Below are 21,883 nucleotides of genomic sequence, written 5' to 3' on the forward strand. Positions count from 1 at the left end.
TTTGATATGAAAAAGAAGCCATTAACATTCCTTAAAAGTTCAGGGATTAATCCTTATTTATGGAGTATTTTTACCATTTTGCCTTTCTACTTTATTTTTCAGTCCTCGTCTACGAGAGAAATTATAGTGGGAATCATATTAACAATTTTCTTTTTCATCGTTTATCGACTAGCATTTGTTTCAAAAAAGTGGCCAGTGTATCTTTGGACAAGTATTTTAATTGTGATTTCTATTACAATGACAATAATTTTTCAATTCGTTTATTTTGCATTTTATATTGCTTATTATAATGGAAACATAAAAAATAGAATTGCCTTTTTGACTTTATATATTGTCCATTTAGTATGTACGACTGTTTCGATTAACTATAGTTTTGTCATTCAAAATGGATTATTTTTAAAACAACTGCCCTTTGTCATTATCATATGGATTAGTGTAATCCTACTTCCGTTCAATTTATATAACCGAAAAAAGCAGGAACAGCTTGAACAACAACTCAAATACGCAAACAAAAGAATTGCTGACCTTGTCAAACAAGAGGAACGACAAAGAATTGCGAGAGATCTACACGATACGCTAGGACAAAGACTTTCACTTATTGGCTTAAAAAGTGATTTGGCAAGAAAATTAATATATAAAAATCCCGAAGAGGCGCGAAATGAGTTAAAAGATGTCCAGCAAACTGCAAGAACTGCGTTGAATGAAGTAAGAAATATGGTTTCGCAAATGCGCGGAATTCGTTTAAAGGAAGAATTGGTTCGTGTTAAGCAAATACTGAAAGCCGCTGGGATTGATTTAATCATTGAAGACCATAAATTATCTAATGTCTCTTTATTCCTAGAAAACATTCTAAGTATGTGTATGAAAGAAGCTGTGACCAATGTTGTGAAACATAGTAATGCGACCTATTGCAAAATTTCGATTGAGCAAACTCAGAATGATATTTGCATTAACATTGAGGATAATGGTGTAGGTATACAGGACCAAGATTTTTCAAAAGGGAACGGATTACTCGGAATGAAAGAACGATTAGAGTTTGTTAATGGGAATTTAGAAATAAATAGCAGTAATGGAACTATGATTACAATGACAGTACCAAGAGCCATTAAAGCTAACGGATAAGGAGGAGTGGAAAGTGATTCGAATTGTCATAGCAGAGGACCAGCGAATGATGTTAGGAGCTTTAGGCTCACTGCTTAATTTAGAAGATGATATGGAAGTAGTGGGAAAAGCCAATAACGGTGTAGAGGCAATCGCTCTTGTCCACAAATATGATCCTGATATATGCATCATGGATATTGAAATGCCTGAAAAAACAGGACTTGAGGCAGCTGAAGAACTAAAGGAATCTAGGTGTAAAGTCATCATATTAACTACTTTTGCTCGAACCGGTTATTTTCAACGTGCTATTAAGGCCGGGGTTAAAGGCTACTTATTAAAGGATAGTCCGAGTGAAGAGCTTGCAGACACAATCAGAAGTGTCATGGCGGGAAAACGAATCTATGCTCCTGAACTAATGGATGATGTATATAGTGAAGAAAACCCCCTTACAATTAGGGAAAAAGCTGTACTTGAACTCGTTGCTGACGGAAAAAACACAAAAGAAATTGCGGACCAGCTAAGTATAAAAGCGGCCACTGTCCGGAATTATATATCACAAATTTTAGATAAACTTGAAGTTACAAACAGAATAGAAGCCATTACCCATTCAAGGAAAAAAGGATGGTTTAAATAAAACAACACAAAAGACAGAAAGCAGTTAAGTGCTGAGCTGTCTTTTTTTTATATTTTAAACAAAACTAAATTTTGTTTTATAAAAGCAAAAAAAGATAAATAAATATATTCAAAGGTAAACAAATATCATATATAATTAAACAAACAAATCAAAAAGTTTGGAGGATATTGAATGGTTAAATGTTTATGGAATCATGATGATGCTGCCCAGATAACGGAAGGTGTAGAGGAACTTGTTTACCGTTCAAATTTAATCGGTTCAGACCGTTCTATATGTAACTGGGGCGGGGGCAATACATCAATGAAAACGTTCGAAAAGGACTTTCGTGGACGTGAAATTGAAGTCATGTGGGTGAAGGGGAGCGGGTCCGATCTTGCTACAATGAAAGCTAATAACTTCACCGGATTAAAAATGGAGGACATTCGACCTTTAATTGAACGAGCAGAAATGCCAGATGAAGAAATGGTCGCCTATCTCGCTCATTGTATGATCGATAGCGGTCATCCCCGGGCATCAATTGAGACATTGCTCCACGCCTTCTTACCATTCAAACATGTGGACCATACCCACCCAGACGCGATTATTAGCATTTGCTGTGCGGATAACGGAAAAGAAATTGCAAAAGAAATTTATGGAGATCGTTTCGTATGGGTTCCCTATATTCGTCCGGGTTTTACACTTTCAAAGATGATTGCTGAAGGAGTCCGAAACAATCCAAGAGCTGAGCTAGTTTTAATGGAAAAGCATGGTCTTGTCACGTGGGGAGAAACGTCTAAAGAGTCATATGAAAAAACACTTTCAATCATCAACGAAGCGGAAGATTATATTCAGCGTATGATTAATGAAGATACGATATTCGGCGGACAAAAATACATACCCCTACCTGAAAGTGATCGCCTTAACGTTTTATCAGAAGTGATGCCAATCATTAGAGGTGCTGTAAGCAAGGAAAATAAAATGATTCTTTCGTATGATGATTCAACTAGTGTTCACCAGTTTGTAAATAGTGAGAATGCTAGAAATTTGTCACAAATAGGCGCCGCTTGTCCCGACCATTTGGTGCATACGAAACGCACCCCTCTTTATATTGATTGGGATCCTCAAATGGACAATATAGAAACGTTGAAAACGAGAATAGTAGAAGGAATTAATGATTTTAAAGAAGAATATACAAAGTATTTCAACAGAAACAAAAATAAAGACGACCAAATGTTTGAGGCAGCACCCCGCGTCATTCTCATTCCAGGAATCGGGATGGTCAATACAGGTAAAACATTAGTTATGGCAAAAGTAAGTGGTGCGCTTTATCACCGTGCCATTGCTGTTATGAAAGGCGCAACATCTCTTGGTGCTTTCGTTTCATTAAGTGAAAATGAATCCTATAACGTGGAATATTGGCCGCTCGAATTATATAAATTAACGCTTGCTCCTCCAGAACTGGAATTTTCGCGTAAAGTCGCATTTATTACAGGCGGTGCCGGTGGAATCGGCAGTAAAACGGCTCGTCGTCTTGTATCAGAAGGGGCACATGTCGTCATCGCAGATTTAAATATGGAAGGTGCCCAAAAAATTGCATCAGAACTAAATGAAGCGGTTGGCGAAGGAAGAGCACATGCTATTAAAATGGATGTAACAAGTGAGTCGCAAGTGAAAGCAGCATTTGAAAAATCGGCATTAACATACGGTGGAATAGATATTATTGTGAATAATGCCGGACTTGCCACTTCAAGTCCATTCGATGAAACGAGTATAGATGAGTGGAACTTAAATATAAATGTTCTTGGAACAGGATATTTTCTTGTCGCTCGCGAAGCTTTTAAACAAATGAAGAAACAAGGCATTGGAGGAAATATGGTTTTCGTCGGTTCCAAAAACTCTTTATATGCCGGCAAAAATGTAACTGCGTATAGTTCAGCAAAAGCGCTTGAGACACATTTAGCACGTTGCATTGCTACTGAAGGTGGAGAGTATGGCATTCGAGTTAATTCTGTTTTGCCAGACGCGGTTTTACAAGGATCTGCCATTTGGGATTCGAGTTGGCGTGAAGAACGAGCAGCAGCTTATGGAATTAAGGCAGATGAATTAGAGGAGCACTACAGGAAGCGAACGACTTTACAAGTGAATATTTTTCCTGAAGATATTGCAGAAGCAATTGCATTTTTTGCATCATCTAAAGCCGAAAAAACGACGGGTTGTATGTTGACAGTTGATGGTGGTGTTCCAGCAGCATTTACAAGATAATTTGGAGGTGAAATCAATAATGCTCCATATTGCAATCGATATTGGTGCCTCAAGCGGTTGCTTAGTGGCTGGGAAAATCAATAATGAAAAACTGGATATTCAAGAGATTCATAGATTTTCAAATGGATTTTCAGAAAAAAATGGGACTTACTTTTGGGATATCGATCATCTTTTAACAGAAATTTTACAAGGGTTATCAATAGTGAAATCGCTGGGGTATGAAGATTGCACAGTAGGGATCGAGACGTGGGCAGTGGACTATGCTTTAGTTGGTAAAGATGGGAAACGACTTCAAGATGTCATTTCTTATCGGGACCATCGTACAGATAATTCGATTGAAAAGTTTGCGGAGATTATTTCAAAGGAAAAAATCTATGACAAAACGGGAATTCAATTTTTACCATTTAATACAATCTATCAACTATACGAAGAAAATGAAAACTTATTAAGCGAAACAGACAAAATTTTAATGGTACCCAATTATTTAGGATATAGATTGACAGGAAAAGCAGTCACCGAGGTGACAAATGCATCGACCATGCAGTTGATGAATGTAAAAGAAAGAACATTCGATCTAGAGTTGCTTGAGGCGATTTCGGTAAAGAAGGAACAGTTTGCTAATCTTGTAGAACCTGGGACAATTCTTGGAACATTACGAAATGATTGGTTTCCTGAGTTTATTCTGCCTAACTGCACAATTATCAATATAGCATCGCATGATACAGCATCCGCTATCATTGGGACGCCAGGAGAGGGCGAAAACTGGGCTTATTTAAGCAGCGGCACTTGGTCTCTTCTCGGAATGGAACTTAAGTCGCCAGTTATTAATGAAGCATCTTTTAATGAAAATTATACAAATGAATGGGGAGCTTTCGAGACATTTAGATTTTTGAAAAACATTATGGGATTATGGATTTTACAAGAAGTACAGCGGAATTTGCAAGATGCCTTTAGCTTCGAGCAGCTTGTACTGGAAGCAAAACAGGTGCCGCCATTTCAGCAATTTATTCATTTTGACGATCAACGCTTTTTAAATCCGGAGAACATGATTGGCGAGATTCAAGCATACTGTCAGGAAACAAACCAAACTATTCCGAGAACTGTGGGAGAGCTGGCCGCTGCAGTATTTTACAATTTAGCAATAATGTATGCGGTTGCAATAGAAGAATTGGAGATAATAGTCGGTGAAAAAATTGAGCGTCTTCATATCGTAGGTGGAGGATCACAAAATGAGTTTTTAAACCAATTAACAGCTGATTTAAGCAAGAAAATCGTATATAGCGGACCAATCGAAGCAACAGCAATAGGAAATTTATTAATGCAGCTTATTTCCTCAGGTGTAATTGATAGTTTAGAAGCTGGAAGATTACTTGTATTGGAGTCATTTAAGATTAAAGAATACCAACCTAATGCCTATTACAATCATGAGGTAACACAGCGTTTTAAGGAAGTAGTTTCAAAGAATAAAGCAATACTTTGAACCATTAAATGTGACCTTGTTTGGGAAAATTAGCGGTGGCAAGGGCACACTGAAACGTTCATCGTGGCCTTGTTCGAGGAAAAAGTCGCGGCAAGGGCACATTGAAACGTCCATCGTGACCGTGTTCGGGGAAAATGTCGCGGCAAGGGCACATTGAAACGTCCATCGTGACCGTGTTCGGGGAAAATGTCGCGGCAAGGGCACATTGAAACGTCCATCGTGACCGTGTTCGGGGAAAATGTCGCGGTAAGGGCACATTGAAACGTTCATCGTGACCGTGTTCGGGTAAAAAGCTGTGGCAAGGGCACATTGAACCATTCATCGTGACCATATTCAAGGAAAAAGCTGTGGCAAGGGCACACTGAACCATTCATCGTGGCCTTGTCCGAGGAAAAAGTCGCGGCAAGGGCACATTGAACCGATCCACGGAATGCAATTGGCCCTTAAAGATACAGCAAACATAAATATGAGGGGAGATTTAGTAAATGATCCATGAAAACTTCGAAATGGCGAAAAAAGCATATGAAAAATGGGGAATTAATGTAGATGAAGCGTTTGAAAAGCTAAAAAGGGTTCCGATTTCTATCCATTGTTGGCAAGGTGATGATATTGCGGGATTTGAAGTGAACCAACGCGAACTGTCCGGTGGGATTGATGTGACTGGTAATTATCCAGGGAAAGCAACAAATCCAGAGGAGCTTCGCATGGATCTAGAAAAGGCGCTTTCTTTAATACCAGGGAACCATCGTGTTAATTTACACGCCATCTACGCTGAAACAGATGGAATTGTAGTTGATCGAAACGAAATCGAACCAAAGCATTTTGAAAACTGGGTAAACTGGGCAAAGGAAAGAGGCATTGGTCTTGATTTTAATCCAACTTTATTTTCGCATGAAAAGGCTGAAGATGGACTTACTTTATCACATCCTGATAAAGAAATCCGTCAATTTTGGATCGATCATTGTATTGCGAGTAGAAAAATTGGTGAATATTTTGGTATGGAACTAGGCTCGCCTTGTTTAACGAATATATGGATTCCCGATGGTTACAAGGATATGCCGAGTGATCGTTTGACGCCGAGAAAAAGGTTGAAAGAATCTCTCGACCAAATTTTTGCGGCTGACGTCGATGAATCTCTTAATATTGATGCAGTAGAAAGTAAATTATTCGGAATTGGCTCAGAAGCCTTCGTCGTCGGATCACATGAGTTTTATCTTGGCTATGCACTGAAGAATAACAAACTATGTTTATTGGATACAGGGCATTTCCATCCTACCGAAACGGTATCAAATAAAATCTCATCCATGCTGCTTTTTAGTGATCAATTAGCTTTGCATGTTTCTCGTCCTGTCAGATGGGATAGTGATCATGTTGTTGTGCTTGATGATGAGCTTCGAGAAATTGCACTTGAAATTGTAAGAAATAATGCACTAAACCGAGTCATGATTGGACTGGATTTTTTCGATGCAAGTATTAACCGTGTTGCAGCCTGGACAATTGGTACTCGAAATATGATAAAAGCATTGCTCTATGCATTGCTTACACCAAATGAATATATGAAAAAACTGCAAGAAGATGGCAACTATACGGAAAGATTGGCCATGATGGAAGAATTTAAAACATATCCATTTGGTTCCATCTGGGATTATTATTGCGAGATGATGAATGTCCCTGTTAAAGAATCATGGTTAAATGAAGTTAAAACCTATGAAGAATCAATCTTATCAAAACGATAAAAACATCTTAAACCAGTATTTGAATAACTGTGTTATAATTTCATCATCACAGACAAACAAAAACAAACAAAAGTCAGGAGCGTTTGGCTATGCTCGTCGCGGAGAGACATAAAAAAATTGTGGAAATCGTGAATAGCCGCTTAAGTATTCGCGTTTCCGAATTAAGTGACATATTTTCGGTAACAGAAGAAACGATTCGCCGTGATCTTGAAAAGTTAGAAAGTGAAGGTAAGCTTGAACGAAGTCATGGCGGGGCCGTCAGTATACAAGAAACTGAATCAGAAATACATTTCTCAGAGAGGGTCATTACAAATGTGTCTGAGAAAAAAGCCATTGCAAAGGTTGCAGCTGATCAAGTGTATAGTGGTGACAGAATTATCCTAGACGCCAGTACCACAGCATGGTATATGGCAAAGGAATTGCCTAACATTCCACTTACAGTTTTGACAAATTCAATTAAAGTCGTAATGGAGCTTAGTAAGAAGGAAAAAATTGAGGTAATCTCAACAGGTGGAAAGTTACTGTCGAGATCGTTATCTTATGTAGGTCCGTTGGCAGAACAGTCAGTTGCAAATTATCATGTCGATAAAGCATTTATATCCTGCACAGGCGTGCATTTGCAAGATGGTCTTAGCGACTCCAATGAGCTTCAGGCACTGCTTAAAAAGCAAATGATGATTAGATCTGAAAATGTTTACTTAATGGCAGATTCAAGTAAATTTGGTAAAAGGGCATTTTCTCAAATTCTTCCTTTACATGATGTGAATGTCGTCATTACAGATAAAAAAATTGATTCACATTCTAAACAAACATTGGAAAAACATAATATATCTGTCGTAACCGCTCAATTTTCAACTTCAGGAGTTTCTGGAACAAAAATTCACCAAACATAAAACATAAAAAATAAAAATCAAAAACTAAGGCTTCAGAGGTAATTCATCACTTGATTTTTACTATTTTATCTTCTATACTAGCAAAAATAAATATCGTCATGTCAATGATAAAGAGAGTAATTATGATGTAATCTAAAGCGAGTTAGGGATGGTGAAAGCCTAATAGAGGAATCATAATGAAGCGCACTTTTGAGAAATAAGCCTGAAATAATGTAGGGTCTATCGGGGAAAACCCGTTATCAATAGAAGAAGGTTCTTTTGAACAATCAGAGTGGTACCGCGGGTAATCTCGTCTCTAATTTGAGACGGGATTTTTTTATTTTTATAAATAGGGAGGTTATGTAAGATGGATTTCTTAACAATATATGCCGAACAAATTACAGATTCATTAAATGCCGTACTATCAGCTGAAGATGTGATACAGTTAATTGAAAAGCCGAAATATGATGATCAAGGTGATTTAGCTTTTCCATGCTTCACTCTTGCCAAACAATTTAGAAAATCTCCAGCACAAATAGCGAAAGAAGTAGCTGAAAAAATTGAACATCCTTTTTTTGAGAAAGTGGAGGCAAATGGACCATATGTGAATGGCTTCCTTAATAAAGCTTTAGTGAGTAGAGAAATATTGCAAATGATCCTAAAAGCTGGAGGCAATTATGGCTCTCTAGCCATTGGGGAAGGAAAAACAATCACCATTGATTTTTCATCACCGAATATTGCGAAACCATTTTCAATGGGACATCTTAGATCAACTGTAATCGGAAATGCCCTAGCGCATATTGCCGAAAAATGCGGCTATAAAACCATTAAAATCAATCATTTAGGTGATTGGGGAACCCAATTTGGTAAATTAATTACAGCTTATAAACTATGGGGCAAAGAAGAAAAAGTGAAAGAGCAACCAATCAAAGAATTACTTAGCCTTTACGTTAAATTTCACGAAGAGGCAGAAGCCGACCAAAGTTTAGAGGATGAAGCTAGGAAGTGGTTTAAACGGTTAGAGGATGGCGACAGTGAAGCACAAGCACTCTGGAAATGGTTTAGAGATGAGTCTTTACAAGAATTCACAAAGATTTATTCCTTATTAAATGTACAATTTGATTCATATAATGGCGAGGCTTTTTATAATGATAAAATGAAAAAGACAATACAGTTGATCAATAAAATGGGATTTCTCACTCAATCAGATGGTGCTCAAGTGGTTGAGCTAAAGGAATTTGATTTGCCCCCATGTTTAATCATGAAAAAAGATGGGGCAACCCTTTATGCGACAAGAGATCTAACTGCAGCTCTTTATAGAAATGAAACATATCAATTTGAAAAAGCGTTGTATGTCGTCGGGCAGGAGCAAAGTCTCCACTTCAAACAAGTATTTCTTGTACTTGAAAAAATGGGTTATGACTGGGCCAAGGGCATGATTCATATTCCATTCGGGTTTATTTTAAAGGATGGCAAAAAGATGTCGACGAGAAAAGGGAAGGTTGTTTTATTGGAAGAAGTGATCGAAGAAGCCATTCAAATGGCCAAAAAGAGTATCGAGGACAAAAATCCCGACCTTCTCAATAAAGAAGAAGTGGCCCATATGGTTGGTGTTGGAGCGATTATTTTCCACGACTTAAAAAACGAAAGACAAAACAATATCGAGTTTTCCCTAGAAGATATGTTAAAATTCGAAGGGACGACTGGGCCATATGTGCAATATACTCATGCGAGAGCCTGCTCCATATTAAGAAAGACAAAACATGATGGTCATTACACAGACATTTCAGGGTTAAATGATGATTATTCATGGTCAGTAATTAAACTTTTGATGGATTTTCCTACTGTTATCGAAAAGAGCTTCATCCATTATGAACCATCACAAATTGCAAAATATTTACTTGATGTATCAAAAGAATTCAATAAATATTATAGCCATGTGAAAATTTTATCTAATGAGGCAGGCTTGGAAAATCGGCTAGGGCTTATCCAATCGACAACCATAGTATTAAAAGAGGGTTTAAGATTATTAGGTTTAAAGGCACCAGATGAAATGTAGCCACGTGTAATCATTGTAGATTAGAAACATACAATAAGTTATTGAATATGATATTTATGGTACTTAGTTATTTCAAAAATTAGAATAGAACGTTGCTTATGAACCATAATTATTTTAATATCTTATATATACTTAAAATAAATTAAGAGGCAGAATAAAATGAAAGAAATATTAATGGTTTTTAAAGATTTGCAAAAAGTGGTTCCTAATGCAGAAATAGCAAAATCGGAACCTTTATCAAAACATACATTTATTAAAACAGGCGGCATTGGCGATGTTTTTATTAAGCCCTCCGAAGTGAATGAACTGCAAAAAATCGTAAAATACGCATTCGATCATGATATTGCCTTGACAGTATTAGGTAAAGGAACGAATGTCATTATTCGAGATGCAGGAATACGGGGCATTGTCGTTAGCCTTGATCATCTAAATAAAGTTTCGGTAACTGGCGAGACAATTACAGTAGGCAGCGGAGCGAATATCATTGATGTATCAAGAATTGCTTTGGATCATCAACTATCTGGATTAGAATTTGCCTGCGGGATTCCTGGGACTGTTGGCGGAGCATTAATCATGAATGCGGGGGCCTATGGCGGAGAGATTTCTGAGGTTTTAACGAGCGCTACAGTAATAACACAATCCGGAGAATTTCAAACGTTGAAAACGGGAGAATTCCAATTTGGGTATAGAAGCAGTGTATTTGCTAATGAACATCTTATTATAGTAGAAGCTATCTTCTCCTTAAAGAAAGCTGACCCGACAGTAATTAAAGGAAAAATGGACGAAAATACATTTCTGCGCGAGTCAAAGCAGCCATTGGAATACCCATCATGCGGCAGTGTTTTTAAAAGGCCGCCGGGCAATTTTGCAGGAAAACTAATTCAAGAGAGCGACCTTCAAGGAACAAGAATTGGGGGAGCAGAAGTTTCAACAAAACATGCTGGATTTATTGTCAATGTTGACAATGCCACTTCAACCGACTATATTCAATTAATTCATCATGTTCAAAAAACAGTGAAAGAAAAGTTTGGAATTGATCTTGAAACAGAAGTAAAAATAATCGGGGAAGAATCATAGAACATGCGGCAATTTGTCTTTACGGCAAATTGCTTTTTCTTTTCTTTACTTTCCTCAAGTAGTAGGATATAACTAAGTTGCCTGACTTTTCTTTTTTTATAATTTTGAAAGCGTTTTTATTGAAAGGGGGAATGGAAAATATGTCGTTAATAAAAGAAAGAGAACTCGAAGAAATGATTTCCGAGCTTGATGTAACATCGCTTGCTGACCGTGAGGCTGTCACATTTGCTAGGCAAGCATATTTAAGGTTAAGTGATGATCAAAAATCATCGATAGCAAATGTAGAACTTTTAGAAAAAGCAGAAGCTCAAATATTAAATTTATGGATTGATAGTATTGAAGAAGTGACGTCAAGCATCGGCGGACTTACATATGTAATACTGGAGCAATATCGAAGTATGAATGATGTTCAAAAATCGTTTGTTACGAATATTAATCGTCTTGAGGAAATACAGTCCGAGCTTAAAAACCTTCAATCTATTAAACAAGAAAACTTCATAAAAGCAAGGGAAGTTCAAAAGATAATTGATCGTATGCAGCTAGAGCAATCAGATGTAAGCAGGGCTAGGGTTGCTTATAATGAATTATCAAGTGATCAAAAAGCTCATGTGGGTAATTACCTTGAGTTAAAGAATGCAGAAATTAATCTTGGCATGTCTCAAAAATCTCCGAGTAAAATTGTATACGCAGGAACGCGTTCATCCATTTACGGTGTAAGAGGCGAATGGTTGGGGATAGAAGATTGGCAGCATATTACCGATAACATGGATGGATACTTTCCAGGTGCGGAGCCAACTTATGTTTGGATTATCGGAAAATTAGATACTAAGGTAGGGATAGGTGGTACACAGCTTGAGTTTGAAGCGCCAATTGACGGGATTGATTATGCGTCCCAAAATATTAGCTTTGGTGAACCGACAAAGGCTGGCCATCTTTCTCATGAAGACTATTTGAGTTATTTTGATGAGCATGGAATTAAGGTTTTTCTGCAAGTTGAATCTGGTTTTGCAGATATGAAAACATTGATGGATCTAATTTTTGCTAAATACGGCCACCATAAAAGTGTAATTGGTTTCGGTGTGGATGTTGAGTGGTACTACGGGATTACTGAAGATGCCGGAATTCCAGTAACGGATGAATTGGCTAAAGAATGGGACGACCATCTGAAATCAATTAATCCACAGTACCGTATGTTCTTAAAACATTATAACTATTGCTGGTTACCTCCAACATATCGCAGTGATCTACTATTCTGCAATGATAGTCAAGGCTTAGGAAGTATGGATGGCGAAGTACAATCCGGATTTCTCCCAGAGTTTAAGAATTGGGCAGATCATTTTTATCCAAATGATGTCCTTTATCAAATCGGCTATAGCCCAGATGCCACTTGGTACTATGCTGAAGACACACCCATAATCCAAAAGCTTGGCGAGAGTTTAGCTGAAGTAACGAGGCAAAATTTAGGAATTACATGGGTTGACTTTACAATTAAGGATCCGATGACATTCCCAAATTTATTTAAAGATGATTCTGAAGTGGCAGGTTCCGTTAATTCCGCCCTTCGTTATTTGCAAGATACTCCTTTTAGTAAGGTAGGCACCCGTTTTACTAACAATACTCAAACTTTGACGGATGCCTTGTACGTCGCAAGGCTTCGTGAAATAGTAAATTCTTTATCTAAAGAACAACGGGAGCAATTAAACGAAGAGTATGTTTCTATTCTTAAGCTGTATGAACCGAAAGCGATTGAAACACGGATTGAAAATTTATCTAGCGATCTTAAATTAAAAGATAAAGAGAAAGTCGATCAAGTTCTCTCAGCTTATACGGCACTTACGAACGAGCAAAAAGGACGAGTAACTAATATTGATACATTAAGATCGGTTGAAAAAGAGATATTAGCTTTAGAAACTGGTAATTAAACGTGATTATAGCACCGCATGAGTTTTGCTGCGGTGTTTATTCTCTAAAGGAGGTTATTTTCTATGAATGGAATTCATCTTCATCCTCACGATATTATTGACGAGGGGACGGATCAAATCTTCTCTTTGTTAAATATAATGGAAGATATTCATTATATTTTTCCGCAAGTAAATACGATATTTGAGCGGAATCCTTATCCGAAAGGGATATTGCCGCACAATCCCGTTCATGAATTCGTACAAGGAGAAGGAACTTGGCATGTACCGCTCGATGTAAAAGCGATATATGAAGACTTACATCAAAAGGTGGATGCCTCTGTTCAAAATGGTGAAGACTCGATACAACTGCTAAAAGAAGGTTCAACTAGTACTGAATTCAAAATTATTCCTTGGCTAAATTTACTTAATGGGAACTTTCAAGGAAATGTTGAAAATAATGGTGTTGTGGATTTCCAAGGAAGTGTTGTCGATCATTGGTTATGTCCTAACGGTCCTGATATTGTTCCGATGTGGTCAAAATTAATTACCGCGTTAACAGAAAAATACGGCTATACGACTTATTTAATTGATAGAATTCGTTTTCCTGATTGGGCTGGGAAACAAGTCAATCCCAAAGGAATATTCAGTTGTTTCTGTCCTCATTGTAAAAAAGGAATGGAATCACTTGGCATAGACATTTCAGAACTTAAAAATACAATGAATGAAGTTGCTGCTAACCTACGAAACGAGGATTTCCAATCTGCCGTTCATATTTTGCAGCATTCTAAACATATAAAACAATGGATTCAATATAGACAAGATAGTGTCTCGACTTTTGTTGAAAAACTTCTGCATGACGTACAGAGGGATAACCCGGACATTCAATTATGGCTTGACTTATGGCCGCCTTCGTACGCGTGGCTATTAGGTCAAGATTATAGCCGATTAACAAAAGCTTCAAACACATTAAAACATTTTCCATACCATAAACTAGGTGGAGGAGCAGATGTTCAAGGATTTATCGAATATTTTGCGGGGACACCTGTTAAACAAGAAGAAGCTTTCCAAGCTTTCCTTACCTTTTTTGACTTACGTTACAATATCTCTTATGAATCTTTTAAAGAAGAGGGATATCCCATCTCTTTTGTCAAAAACGAAAATGATAAAGTACGTGAACTTTCAGTACCAAATACACATATATTCAGCGGCATCCAAATGTGGAATATTGATGAAGAGCCTTTAATTGAAGCCCTCGAAGCAGCTGAAAAAAGTGAAGCAAATAATGTGTTATATTATTGCTACGGCTGGGCCGATGAACATTTATTTCATGCGGTTGGAAAATGGAATAAAAATATTAAAAAGTAAGTATGTAGGGAGGAGTTTGAATGAAGCAGTTCAAATATTGTATACCTATATTTCTATTCATCTTTTTAACTGCTTGTTCACATTTAGAAGAGGGACCTCGAGCTGCATTACCAATAAATCCGAATGAAAATGTAGATTTTTCATCTAGTGACCTTAAATCAATCTATTTTGCTGGTGGATGTTTTTGGGGAGTGGAAGCATATTTTGCGAGAATATATGGTGTGAAGAATGCATCTTCCGGATATGCGAATGGCAACGGAAAAGATCCCAAATACGAAGATGTTATAAAAGGTGATCGGAAATTCGCAGAAACGGTTCATGTTGAATACGACCCTGAAAAAGTTACCTTATCTGAGCTTCTTACTTATTTTTTTAAAGTGGTTGACCCCACAAGTATAAACCAGCAAGGGAATGATCGGGGAATCCAGTATAGATCTGGGATTTATTTTGAGGACAAAAATGACGAAGCCATTATTATAGCTTCAATAGAGAAAGAACAGGAAAAATACGATGAAAAGATTGTCACTGAGGCGCTGCCATTGGAAAACTTTTTCCTAGCCGAAGATTATCATCAAGATTACTTGGACAAAAATCCTGATGGGTATTGCCATATTGATTTAAGTATTTTGGATGAAGATGTAGATGTGGATGTTCAAAGTTATATAAGGCCAAGTGATGAAGAAATCAAGGAGAAATTAACACCCGAACAATATCAAGTAGCATTATTAGATGACACAGAACGAGCGTTCGCTAATGAATATTGGAATACTTATGAACCTGGAATTTATGTTGATATCGTTACAGGAGAACCCCTTTTTTCCAGCCGGGACAAATATGACTCCGATTGTGGTTGGCCAAGTTTTACTAAACCAATTTCGCGTAAAGTAGTAATATACAACGATGATAACAGATTTATGATGGATCGTACCGAAATTCGCAGTCGGATTGGTGATATTCATCTTGGCCATGTTTTTGATGATGGTCCCGAAGAAGAAGGCGGACTTAGATACTGTGTCAATAGTGCCTCACTGCGGTTTATTCCATTGGCAGAAATGAAAAAAGAAGGCTATGGGGATTTCATTAGCGAAGTTGAATGATGAAGGCAATATCAAAATGGGATATTGTCTTTTTTCTTTTTAGAAATTAATAAATATTTCCTTTGTTTTAAGCAAATTATTTCAAAATAATGATAAAATAGGCGTTATGATTGATTTATTTTACAAACAGGGGGAAATGAGAATTGGATACAAAGTTTAACCGACCGAAAGGATTTGGAGAGATTTTAGATTTAACATTTAGATTAAGTAAAAATAAATTTAGTGACTTTTTACTAATTAATCTTATTTTTATGGGGCCAATTTACTTATTGCAAATATTTATCCAACTTTTTTCTGGAGTAAGTTTTTTCAGGGAGCTAGGATCTGGTGATGTATGGTATGAACAAATACTCTCAAGCTTTGAAGAAACTGGATCTGCTAATTTAGGAGCAGACCTAGGTATCATAGCTGTTTCATTTTTTAGTATCTTTTTATTTCCAGTCGCTAGTGCAGCAATCCTCATTGCGATTAATCATATAAAGAAAAACGAAGAGTACACGGTAGGCTCGATAATAAGAGAGGCTTTTTCACGATATGGCCCAATCCTTGGCAGCAGTATCCTATTTGTACTTCTTCTCATCGGTCTAATAATCATACCAATCATTATCGTTGTGCTTGTCGGGGTTATTGGAGCTCTTGCAAATCCTTTTGCAGGAATTTTGATGGCGATTCTATTATTTATTGGGTTTGCTATCGGAATAGGACTATTGTTAACGCGTTGGGGTTTTTATTTTGGTGCAGTTGTCTTGGATGGTGAAGCAATCGGTTTTACAAGGAGCTGGAAACTGTCGAAGAAAAGAACATGGGCCTTATTCGGCTTATATATCGTATTTTCATTGATTGTTTCAACGATTAGCTATGCTGTCGAAGTCTCTTTCGGGCTGTTCTTAGGCAATAGCATCTTGCTATCGATCATTTCAAGTGTTGTTAGTTTATTTACGATGGTGATTTTTTCAGTTGGATATGCCGTCATGTACCTTGATGCAAAAACACGACATGATGCAGATGATTTAAAGGAAATGATTGAAGACTATAATGTGGTGCAATCGTGAATCGATTATTGTTAGGTGATATGAATGGAAAACTTGAATAAGGCAAAAGAAGAGATTCGCGACATTTTGAATGGAACAGAATATCAAATGTATGCGAACGAATCAAAAAGTATATTCACGATATGGTGGGAACGTGCAAAAGAGTGGATTGCCGATCAACTGGAAAAATTGTTCCCTTCTTTAGAATCGGCCAGTCATACAGCAGCTGGCCCGATTCTTATTGCCATTATCGTCGCAGTTGTTGCTATGGTTGGAGTATTAGTGTTGTTTCTCGTTCGGGGACAAATGCGGAAACGGAAATATAAGGATTATAAGCCTTTCCAATCTATGAAAGAAATGGACTGGACTTTTCAAACCCATCTAGAAGAAGCAGTAAGATTCGAATCATTAGGAGATTATACAACATCGACACGTCATCTCTTCCTTGCCTTGCTTTTATATTTCCATGAAAAAGAATGGCTCATAGCAAGAATATGGAAAACGAATTGGGAATACTACGATGAACTTCGCAAGGTGAACAAAGAGTGGGCTGAACGCTTTTTTAATTTGGCTCTTATTTTTGACGAGGCTACTTATGGAGAGAGGATTGTTGAAAAGGAAGAGTATGTACATTATAAATCGCAAGTGATGGAATGGCTTGGCGATTCACAGGAGGCGCCAACCAATGCAACAAAGTAAAAGATTAAAAACATGGATTTGGCTAGTCGTCCTATTAGTTATTTTTGTGCTGGCAAGCTTTCTTATGTTCTCACAAAAGCCGAAAAGTTATCCGAAGTATGTATCGGATTCTCCATCACCAACAGGAGTTAAGGCAGTATATACGTATTTACATAATCATTATGACACAGTAAAAAGATGGAAACATGCTCCTAATCTTTTAAATCATAGTGCAGAAAAACAGCTTCTTATTATAATAGAACCATTTTTTATGCCGACAACTGAAGAAATAAAAGAATATAAGGACTTTATGAAGTCTGGAAATACGATTTTATTTGTCAGTGAAAATCCTGAAGGCTTTTTCAATCTTAAATCGGAAAGGTTGGAAGAAGATCTTGCGGAAATAGAATTAAAAATTAAGGATCAAAACGAAACGAATTACAAAGGACAAATACATTCTTCCGTAAGAGTTCAAACACAAAAACAAGATAAAGTCTTATTACACGATAAAGAAGGCGCGATTGCCTTAAAACGATCATTTGGAGATGGGCATTTAATTGTTGCCATTACACCAGAATGGTTCACAAATGGCCAAATATTATCAAGTGACAATATTCCTCTCACTCTCTCACTTTTAAATGAGGAAAAGATTGATTCAATCCTTTTTGATGAATACATTCATATGGGGGAAAATGCCTCCACCATATGGACAGTCTATCCAAAATGGTTTTTAATTTTGATGCTGCAAATCATAGTGTTTTCCATTTTGTGGCTTTGGGCAAAAGGGAAGAGATTCGGCCCGATTTTAGTGCAAAGGGAAGAAACGGTCCGTTTTAGTGACGAGGGGATTAAGGCTTTGGCTGCTTGGTATTTGAGAGGTAGTAGATACAGAGAGTCTTTAGTAATACAGGCTGATTACGTAAAACAACTATTTCAGGAACGCTATGGAATTCCTACTACCATGGAGTGGACCGACATAGAAGATTTGTTGCAACGAAAACGCATCGACATTACGAATATGCAGATTTTGAAAAATATTGGGCAAGTTTTACTAAAAAATCGATTAAGCAAGCACGAATATTTAGTATGGTCGAAAAGATTAGATCGATTAAGAGAAGAGGTTGTCAAGCGATGAAAGAAGAATTACAGAACTTAATAGAAAAGTATGAAGAAAGAATATTAGGGCAAAGCTTAAATCTTAAACTATTATTGTCAGCAATATTAGCTGATGGGCACGTCCTTTTAGAAGGTGTTCCAGGCACAGGAAAAACACAAATGGTTAAAACACTTGCAGGACTTCTAGGCGGAAGATTTAATCGAATTCAATTTACACCCGACCTGTTACCTAGTGATATTACGGGAAGCACGATTTACAATATGAAAGATAGTACATTTGAAACGATTAAGGGGCCGGTGTTCACAAACATTCTTTTAGCAGATGAAATTAATCGTACTCCTGCAAAAACACAGGCTGCACTATTGGAAGCGATGGAAGAAAAGCAAGTGACGATTCAAGGGGAAACATATCAGTTGTCCGAGGTATTCTTCGTTGTCGCTACTCAAAATCCAATCGAATTTGAAGGAACTTACCCGCTGCCTGAAGCGCAGCAGGATCGTTTTCTTTTTAAGCTCTATATTGATTTCCCTAGCTTTGAGGAAGAAAAAAATGTATTGCATCAAGTAATAGAAAATAAAAATGGTTCTGGCCCTTTGTCAGCTATTATGAATATGGAAGAGTTTATTGCGCTGAAGGAAGAAATTTCCAGAGTGACAGTCGGGGACAATGTGATGGATTATATTATGAGAATAGTAAGAAAAACGCGGGAGGCAGAATCGATTCGTTTTGGAGCAAGTACAAGGGCAGCTATATCAATCGGTAGAGCGGCCAAGTCATGGGCCTATTTATCGGGAAGAGATTATGTTACACCAGACGATGTAAAAATGGTGTCAAAACCGTCTTTACGTCATCGTATTCAACTATCTCCACATATAGAATTGGAGGGAGCGTCTGTTGACCAAATCATTGAAGAACTTGTGGGCTCGGTTCCTGTTCCAAGGTAGAGGGATATTACCTTCCGGGCGCTTGCTCGCTATTTTCGGCATACTTTCCCTCGTACTTATTGCCTTAAGCTTCGGCAAGTTTTCATGGTGGCCCTTCATTATTGTAAATATTATTGTTTTTTTATTGAGCTTGATTGATTTATTTTTTTCTCCTAGGAAAAAGGAACTTCATTTTAGTCGTCATATTCCGGATGAATTGGAAAGAAATTTATCTTATAAGGTAGAGCTAGAAGTGACGAATCGTTCGAAGTATTCGTTGTTGTATTCGATGATAGATGGGATACCGCAAAGTTTTCAGAGAGTTTTTCCTCTGAAAGGGAGTATCACTCATGGAGTCACGTTAGTTGAGTATGAAACTGCTGCTCCAGTACGCGGAGACTATGAAGTAACAAAGCTGTATTTCCGTTATTCAAGTTCGTTGCGTTTATGGGAAAAACAATTGACAGTTGATTTAAGAGAAACTGTTAAGGTGATTCCTGACCTATCTGAGACAAAACAATTTTTAGAAAATGCTCAAAAATATTTGCTGTTCGAAGGTAATAAAATTCGCAGGCATCATACGGGAATTGGCGATTTTGCCCAAATACGCAACTATGTTGTAGGAGATGACCCTCGTAAAATAAATTGGCGGCAGACAGCAAAACTACGCCAAGTGATGACGAATGAATATGAACCTGAGCACGGAAAATATATTACGATTTTAATAGATTGTGGAAGAATGATGGGAGCTGAGCTCACAAAAGGAAATCGCCTTGAAAAAGCATTGGAGGCCGCTCATTTAGTCGCAGCAGCAGCACTGCAAAATGGTGATTATGTTTCAGTTTTAGCTTTTGCGAAGGATGTAAAAGTGTTTGTGCCTGCTGCAAAAGGAATGGCCCATTTACAAACAATCCTTCATTCCATTTATAACGTATCAGTTGATTCAGCAGAATCCAATTACGCTGCGGTTTTTTCTTTTTTAGAAACGATGCAAAAGAAAAGAAGCTTGCTCCTTCTATTTAGCGACGTAAGAACATTTTTGTATGAAGAACATGCCCTTTTGTATTTAAAGCGGCTTAGACAAAGGCACCTATTTTTAATGATTGGAATCGAGGACACGACTCTTCAAAATCGAGCTAATGAGACGTCAAATAGTGTGCAACAGACTATGATCAAAAGCATCGCACAACAGCAAATACTCTTTAAGAAGAAAGAAAAAATAAAATGGGAAAGGCAAGGGCTTGTCATGATAGAAGCCAAAGAAGAAAACCTAGCCACTGCCGCAGTTTCTCATTATATCGATGTCATGAACCGGAATTTGCTGTAGCAGTAAGACTGGCCAATCATCTAATAGAACTGGTGAAACGTCTAATAGAGTCGTTCAACCATCTAATAGAACTACCGAAACGTCTAATAGGACCGGTCAATCGTCTAATAGAAGCTACGAATAGCAAATACATTCTGCAAAACAGCAGAAAAAAAGAAAAAAAAGCGAATCTATCAACATAAAAGCTGGTAGATTCGCCAAATAGTGTATTTATATCTTATGAATTAGAAACTGAACGTTTTAACAGTATTTTTCCAATCAGTACATAAAGGATTAAGCCTAATACTGTTAGAATTGCTACTATGTACTTCCACTCTAAAGAGATTGCTGCTGGGGTAATGAAACCCTCAATGATTCCAGCGATAATAAATAGGGGGATGGTTCCAAGCAATAATTGTACGGATCGTTTTGCTTGGTGTTTTAAATGAAAGGACCTTGAAAACTGACCAGGTACTAAAAGCTTATAACCCATTAATAAGCCCGCACCGCCAGCAATGAAAATAGCAGTGAGCTCAATCATTCCATGAGGTACGATATATGCCCAGAAGTCATACGTTTTTCCGTATTGCCAAAATAGTGCAGCAAGGGCACCTATTATAATGCCATTATAAATCATTACATACACAGTTAATAATCCAAATGTTACGCCACCTGCAAAAGCCAAGATAGCAACTTGAATATTATTCGTCATAATACTAGCGGACATTAAAGGAGAATCAACAGCTCCATCACCGCTCCCCAACTGATTTGGATCAACATTTTGCGCAATTTCAGCAGGAAGGATTGAATACAAGTTCAAGGGATCGTTTATAACAGAGAAAAAACTACCGATTGCACCAAGGGAAAAGAGCAACATCGCAATGGCAACAGCTTTCCATTGTCCTAATAATAACCCAATAAATGTCGTACTAAAAAAATGTCTGATTTGCTTAAAACTTGAGATTTGATCTTTATATAAAAGATTATGAGATTTTGAAACGAGACCATTTAAGTATTCTGTTACTTCTTCTTTTGGAAAATACGTTTGACTATACGATAGATTTTGGGCAGCTTTTTGATAAAGCCTGTTAAAATGTTCGATATCCGCCGCTGTATACGTATTTTTCCGTTTTTGTAAAACATTTATAAGTTGTTCAAGCAGTTTCCAGTCTTCACGATGTTGCTTTATAAATTGCTTTAGATTCATCATAGCACCTGCACTATCTATAATTTAATTCCTAATCTATTCTTCTTATTATAGTAAT

Annotated in this window: 17 protein-coding genes and 1 other annotated feature; of the genes, 16 read left to right on the forward strand and 1 reads right to left on the reverse strand. The window is 37.2% G+C overall.

The annotated features are described in order from the left end of the window. Positions 1-6 precede the first annotated feature (6 nt). The 16 genes from NQ185_RS14405 to NQ185_RS14480 all read left to right on the forward strand — a co-directional run bounded on the left by NQ185_RS14405 (position 7) and on the right by NQ185_RS14480 (position 20,639). Positions 7-1,122: a sensor histidine kinase gene (locus NQ185_RS14405; protein WP_257582645.1), complete on the forward strand. Its 1,116-nt coding sequence runs from the start codon at positions 7-9 to the stop codon at positions 1,120-1,122. A 13-nt stretch (positions 1,123-1,135) separates the two neighbouring features. Continuing rightward, entirely contained in the window at positions 1,136-1,735 is a 600-nt protein-coding gene (locus NQ185_RS14410; RefSeq protein ID WP_257582646.1) for a response regulator, read from the forward strand. A gap of 171 nt (positions 1,736-1,906) precedes the next feature. After that, the gene (locus NQ185_RS14415; RefSeq protein WP_257582647.1) at positions 1,907-3,976 is read left to right on the forward strand and encodes a bifunctional aldolase/short-chain dehydrogenase; all 2,070 of its coding nucleotides are present in this window, start codon (positions 1,907-1,909) and stop codon (positions 3,974-3,976) included. A 19-nt stretch (positions 3,977-3,995) separates the two neighbouring features. After that, positions 3,996-5,456, forward strand: coding sequence for a rhamnulokinase (rhaB, locus tag NQ185_RS14420; protein ID WP_257582648.1), 1,461 nt, complete (start codon positions 3,996-3,998; stop codon positions 5,454-5,456). 485 nt (positions 5,457-5,941) lie between these two features. Then, entirely contained in the window at positions 5,942-7,192 is a 1,251-nt protein-coding gene (rhaA, locus tag NQ185_RS14425; RefSeq protein ID WP_257582649.1) for an L-rhamnose isomerase, read from the forward strand. Positions 7,193-7,281: 89 nt separating this feature from the next. After that, the gene (locus NQ185_RS14430) at positions 7,282-8,085 is read left to right on the forward strand and encodes a DeoR/GlpR family DNA-binding transcription regulator (RefSeq protein WP_257582650.1); all 804 of its coding nucleotides are present in this window, start codon (positions 7,282-7,284) and stop codon (positions 8,083-8,085) included. Positions 8,086-8,180: 95 nt separating this feature from the next. After that, positions 8,181-8,385: a binding site (T-box leader), on the forward strand. Positions 8,386-8,431: 46 nt separating this feature from the next. Then, positions 8,432-10,123, forward strand: a complete 1,692-nt coding sequence (gene argS / locus NQ185_RS14435) for an arginine--tRNA ligase (RefSeq protein ID WP_257582651.1) — start codon at positions 8,432-8,434, stop codon at positions 10,121-10,123. Positions 10,124-10,282: 159 nt separating this feature from the next. After that, entirely contained in the window at positions 10,283-11,200 is a 918-nt protein-coding gene (murB, locus tag NQ185_RS14440) for a UDP-N-acetylmuramate dehydrogenase (RefSeq protein ID WP_257582652.1), read from the forward strand. A gap of 140 nt (positions 11,201-11,340) precedes the next feature. Next, positions 11,341-13,122: a hypothetical protein gene (locus tag NQ185_RS14445; protein ID WP_257582653.1), complete on the forward strand. Its 1,782-nt coding sequence runs from the start codon at positions 11,341-11,343 to the stop codon at positions 13,120-13,122. Positions 13,123-13,185: 63 nt separating this feature from the next. After that, positions 13,186-14,466 (forward strand): hypothetical protein, encoded by a 1,281-nt coding sequence (locus NQ185_RS14450; protein ID WP_257582654.1) that lies wholly within the window; start codon positions 13,186-13,188, stop codon positions 14,464-14,466. Between the two features lie 20 nt (positions 14,467-14,486). Beyond that, positions 14,487-15,563 carry a peptide-methionine (R)-S-oxide reductase MsrB gene (gene msrB / locus NQ185_RS14455; protein WP_257582655.1) on the forward strand — a complete coding sequence of 359 codons (1,077 nt, stop codon included), beginning with the start codon at positions 14,487-14,489 and terminating at the stop codon, positions 15,561-15,563. 143 nt (positions 15,564-15,706) lie between these two features. Beyond that, positions 15,707-16,615, forward strand: a complete 909-nt coding sequence (locus tag NQ185_RS14460; RefSeq protein ID WP_257582656.1) for a DUF7847 domain-containing protein — start codon at positions 15,707-15,709, stop codon at positions 16,613-16,615. Between the two features lie 24 nt (positions 16,616-16,639). Then, entirely contained in the window at positions 16,640-17,293 is a 654-nt protein-coding gene (locus NQ185_RS14465; RefSeq protein WP_257582657.1) for a DUF4129 domain-containing protein, read from the forward strand. Next, a complete protein-coding gene (locus NQ185_RS14470) occupies positions 17,280-18,407 on the forward strand; it encodes a DUF4350 domain-containing protein (RefSeq protein ID WP_257582658.1) in 1,128 nt (375 codons plus the stop codon). Before NQ185_RS14465 ends, NQ185_RS14470 begins: the two co-directional genes overlap by 14 nt. After that, on the forward strand, positions 18,404-19,333 hold the full coding sequence (locus NQ185_RS14475) for an AAA family ATPase (protein WP_257582660.1): 930 nt from the start codon (positions 18,404-18,406) through the stop codon (positions 19,331-19,333). Before NQ185_RS14470 ends, NQ185_RS14475 begins: the two co-directional genes overlap by 4 nt. Continuing rightward, entirely contained in the window at positions 19,284-20,639 is a 1,356-nt protein-coding gene (locus NQ185_RS14480; RefSeq protein ID WP_257582661.1) for a DUF58 domain-containing protein, read from the forward strand. The genes NQ185_RS14475 and NQ185_RS14480 overlap by 50 nt, the downstream gene beginning before the upstream one ends. A gap of 217 nt (positions 20,640-20,856) precedes the next feature. Here NQ185_RS14480 and NQ185_RS14485 read toward each other — a convergent pair whose 3' ends face one another. Continuing rightward, positions 20,857-21,825, reverse strand: coding sequence for a stage II sporulation protein M (locus NQ185_RS14485; protein ID WP_257582662.1), 969 nt, complete (start codon positions 21,823-21,825; stop codon positions 20,857-20,859). Between the last annotated feature and the right edge of the window lie 58 nt (positions 21,826-21,883).

Origin of the sequence: Lederbergia panacisoli (assembly GCF_024626525.1) — a bacterium.
Classification (GTDB): domain Bacteria; phylum Bacillota; class Bacilli; order Bacillales; family Bacillaceae_C; genus Lederbergia; species Lederbergia panacisoli.

Excerpts from the sequence above, each read along its gene's own strand:
- NQ185_RS14405 (WP_257582645.1), top strand. The coding sequence starts at position 7 with ATGAAAAAGAAGCCATTAACATTCCTTAAAAGTTCAGGGATTAATCCT.
- NQ185_RS14415 (WP_257582647.1), top strand. The coding sequence starts at position 1,907 with ATGGTTAAATGTTTATGGAATCATGATGATGCTGCCCAGATAACGGAA.
- rhaB (WP_257582648.1), top strand. The coding sequence starts at position 3,996 with ATGCTCCATATTGCAATCGATATTGGTGCCTCAAGCGGTTGCTTAGTG.
- rhaA (WP_257582649.1), top strand. The coding sequence starts at position 5,942 with ATGATCCATGAAAACTTCGAAATGGCGAAAAAAGCATATGAAAAATGG.
- NQ185_RS14430 (WP_257582650.1), top strand. The coding sequence starts at position 7,282 with ATGCTCGTCGCGGAGAGACATAAAAAAATTGTGGAAATCGTGAATAGC.
- argS (WP_257582651.1), top strand. The coding sequence starts at position 8,432 with ATGGATTTCTTAACAATATATGCCGAACAAATTACAGATTCATTAAAT.
- murB (WP_257582652.1), top strand. The coding sequence starts at position 10,283 with ATGAAAGAAATATTAATGGTTTTTAAAGATTTGCAAAAAGTGGTTCCT.
- NQ185_RS14445 (WP_257582653.1), top strand. The coding sequence starts at position 11,341 with ATGTCGTTAATAAAAGAAAGAGAACTCGAAGAAATGATTTCCGAGCTT.
- NQ185_RS14450 (WP_257582654.1), top strand. The coding sequence starts at position 13,186 with ATGAATGGAATTCATCTTCATCCTCACGATATTATTGACGAGGGGACG.
- msrB (WP_257582655.1), top strand. The coding sequence starts at position 14,487 with ATGAAGCAGTTCAAATATTGTATACCTATATTTCTATTCATCTTTTTA.
- NQ185_RS14465 (WP_257582657.1), top strand. The coding sequence starts at position 16,640 with ATGGAAAACTTGAATAAGGCAAAAGAAGAGATTCGCGACATTTTGAAT.
- NQ185_RS14470 (WP_257582658.1), top strand. The coding sequence starts at position 17,280 with ATGCAACAAAGTAAAAGATTAAAAACATGGATTTGGCTAGTCGTCCTA.
- NQ185_RS14475 (WP_257582660.1), top strand. The coding sequence starts at position 18,404 with ATGAAAGAAGAATTACAGAACTTAATAGAAAAGTATGAAGAAAGAATA.
- NQ185_RS14485 (WP_257582662.1), bottom strand. The coding sequence starts at position 21,825 with ATGAATCTAAAGCAATTTATAAAGCAACATCGTGAAGACTGGAAACTG.